Below are 1,552 nucleotides of genomic sequence, written 5' to 3' on the forward strand. Positions count from 1 at the left end.
CAATTGGAATTTTTGAAATTTTCTTCTTTGTTGACATATTATCTAATTTTTAGTCAACTTTTTTCAGGACAAGACAATACATAAAAAAAATCCCGAAGAAATTCGGGATTTATTTTTTTACCAATAGTTTTTCGCAAACCATTTTGCTTAGGATTTCTGTTCTATCTGCAAACGTTATCTGCATAGAACCATCAAATTTTTCTATGTTTTTAATTAAAATTTCTGCACCTAAAGCTAGATTTCTCTGGTTGAGGTAATTTAGGAAATCATCTGTAGAAACAGTCACAGAAGTAAGAATTACTGTTTCATTTATTTTACACTCGCTTAGTTTTTTAAGATTTTGAGTGATAATGATACCATCTTTGTCTGGAATAGGTTCACCATGAGGATCTACTTTTGGAAAATTGAGGATCTCATCCATCTTGTCAAAAAAATCTTCAGAGTGTACATGTTCTAATTGTTCTGCTATTTCGTGTACATTTTCCCAACCGAATCCCATTTTTTCGACTAAAAACATTTCTGTTAATCGATGTTTTCTTACCACTATAGCCGCTTCTTTTCTTCCCAATTCTGTTACTCTTATTGGTTTATAGGTCTCGTAGATTACCCAATTTTTGTCTGCAAACTTTTTCATCATGCTGTTTACAGAAGGCATTTTGATTTGTAAAAATTTGCTTAATTCATTTACAGTAACCTGATTTTCAGGATCTAATAGATGGAAAATGGCTTTTAAATAGTTTTCTTCGGTAAGAGAATTCATGTTGTTAGATGTAATATTTTTCAAATCTAACATTTTATTTTTACATAAAAAAACCTCCAATTGCTTGGAGGTAAAAACTAATAACCATGAAAACTCAAATTAAACATGAGAATCGTTATTAATATTGCAAATAACGTGCCAAAAGAAAATGGCTCTCTTTGAAATAAGTTTCCTTTGCAAAAGTACAAAAAAATCTTACATTTGCAAAAAATATTTTAAAAAAAATTATGTCAGGTAACATTACATTTACAATGATTAAGCCAGATGCAGTTGCAGATGGGCACATTGGAGCAATTTTAGGGAAAATTGCAGAAGCAGGATTTACATTCAAAGCATTAAAATTAACTCAACTTACAGTTGCAGATGCTAAAAAATTCTATGAAGTACACGCAGAAAGACCTTTCTTCGGAGAATTAGTAGAATTTATGTCTTCTGGACCAATCGTAGCTGCGGTTTTAGAAAAAGAAAATGCAGTAGAAGATTTCAGAAAACTAATCGGTGCTACCAATCCTGCAGATGCGGCAGAAGGAACTATTAGAAAGATGTTTGCAAGAAGCGTTGGCGAAAATGCAGTTCATGGTTCAGATTCTGATGAAAATGCTCTAATTGAAGCGCAATTCCATTTTTCTGGAAGAGAAATTTTCTAATCAAATATTTTTACCCAAAATTTATAAAAAAAAAGTTCGAGAATTTTCTCGAACTTTTTATTTTTTATTTTTGTCTAGTCCTGAAATAGCGATACACAAAAAAACATCGTTATGCAAGAACAACAAGAAATGCTTTATTTAAAGC

At 30.9% G+C, this 1,552-nt stretch carries 2 protein-coding genes; one reads left to right on the forward strand and one right to left on the reverse strand.

Annotated features, from left to right (window positions below):
• Positions 1-109 precede the first annotated feature (109 nt).
• Complete coding sequence (locus QO190_RS13185) at positions 110-760, reverse strand: metal-dependent transcriptional regulator (protein WP_371463843.1); 651 nt, start codon at positions 758-760, stop codon at positions 110-112.
• Positions 761-987: 227 nt separating this feature from the next.
• On the opposite strand from QO190_RS13185, the gene QO190_RS13190 reads away from it, so the two are divergent.
• Positions 988-1,407, forward strand: coding sequence for a nucleoside-diphosphate kinase (locus tag QO190_RS13190; RefSeq protein ID WP_371463842.1), 420 nt, complete (start codon positions 988-990; stop codon positions 1,405-1,407).
• Positions 1,408-1,552: the final 145 nt, after the last annotated feature.

Origin of the sequence: Cloacibacterium sp. Arc13 (assembly GCF_041431305.1) — a bacterium.
GTDB lineage: Bacteria > Bacteroidota > Bacteroidia > Flavobacteriales > Weeksellaceae > Cloacibacterium > Cloacibacterium caeni_B.